The sequence below is a fragment of the Kitasatospora sp. NPDC091257 genome (genome assembly GCF_044757675.1).
Classification (GTDB): Bacteria; Actinomycetota; Actinomycetes; order Streptomycetales; family Streptomycetaceae; genus Kitasatospora; species Kitasatospora lactacystinica.
In genome coordinates this window covers 1-1,492 of the sequence record NZ_JBIVVI010001659.1, presented here as the reverse complement: position 1 = coordinate 1,492, position 1,492 = coordinate 1, and the positions used below count along the sequence as shown (strand labels likewise).

General features: G+C 71.2%; 1 protein-coding gene. It reads right to left on the bottom strand.

Annotation, left to right across the window (positions count from 1 at the left end; translation table 11 throughout):
• Positions 1 to 1,249: sensor histidine kinase (locus ACIQOV_RS41080; RefSeq protein ID WP_401056207.1), on the bottom strand; the 1,249-nt coding region annotated here is incomplete at its 3' end.
• Positions 1,250 to 1,492: the final 243 nt, after the last annotated feature.

Below are 1,492 nucleotides of genomic sequence, written 5' to 3'. Positions count from 1 at the left end.
GGTCCGCCACCCCCACCCCGTCGTCCGTCACCGTGATCCGCAGGAGGCCGGCCCGGTAGAGGATGTCCACCCAGACCTGCTCCGCCTCCGAGTGCTTGGCCGCGTTGGCCAGCAGCTCGCAGATGCTGAAGTACACGGCGGCCTCCACCGGCGCCGGCGGACGGTCCGGCAGGCTCACGCACACCTCGGTCGGCAGCGCGCTGTCCAGCGCGAGGGCCCGGACGGCATCGCCGAGTCCGCGCTCGGCGAGCACCGGCGGGTGGATGCCGCGCACCAGGTCCCGCAGCTCCTGGAGGGCCCGGGCCGAGGACTGGCGAGCCTCGGCCAGGAGCTCCCGCGCGGCCCCCTGGTCGGTGTCCATCAGGTGCTCGATGGTGCCCAGCGTCATCCCGATCGCGACCAGTCGCGCCTGGGCGCCGTCGTGCAGGTCCCGCTCGATCCGTCGCAGCTCGGCCGCCTGGCTGCCCGCCGCGTCCGCCCGCGTCTCGGTCAACTCGACGACCCGCCTGGTCAGCTGGGCGCGCGTCGCCCGGCCGTCCTGGTCCAGCACCCGGCGGGCGGCCTCCGCGTACATCCGCACCGCGAACGGTGCCACGAGTATGCCGCCGACGACCATGGCGGCCCCGAGCGCGGTGCTCAGCAGCATGGACGCCATCCGGCCGCTCAGCGGGCCGAAGTCGTCCGCCGGCACCGGCGAGGAAAGGGCGTAGGCGACGCCCAACCCGAACAGAACCGCCAGCGGGCCGGCCAGAGCCACCACAAGGAGCGGGTTCACCAGCATCCAGAGCAACTCGCCCCGGGTGGTCCGGTCCCGCAGGCCCCAGTGGACGACCTGCACGTACTTCGCCACCGTCCGCGAGCGGTGGTACGTGTAACCCGTCCACCAGTGCCCGCGGCCGTCCAACTCCAGCTCCGGACGCGGCTCGTAGGTGGACGGCAGCCGTATGCCGAACCAGCGTTCCACCTGCCCGCGGGTACGGTCGGCGACGCTCCGGACGAGGTGGGCGGCGACCACGGAACCGACGAACGCAGCCACCAGCAGCGCGACGAGGATCCCCGGGGAGTAGTTCTGGAGGACCTGGGCCGCGATCACCCCCGAGAGGACGGCCGCCGCCACCGGCAGCACGAACCCCGGCACCGCGGACAGCAACACCACGAGCAGTCGTGTCAGGCCCTCGCCGCCCGCCGTGAAGGCGGCCCGGGCCTGCGCACGTACGGACGTGCCGCTCGCACGACTCACTGTTGTCACGGGAAGCTCCTGATGCCGGTACCGATCGTCCTCCATCAGTCTTCACGAACCGTCCATCACCCACACTGGCCATGGCACCCCAATCCCGAGGTAGACCTAGGACCACCTGCGAGTGGAGGAAGTGACACCGACCGATGAGACAGTCCGGAAATGCGAAGAACCCCCATCCGGATCCCGGATGGGGGTTCTTCTGAATAATTGTTCGGCGGCGTCCTACTCTCCCACAGGGTCCCCCCTGCAGTA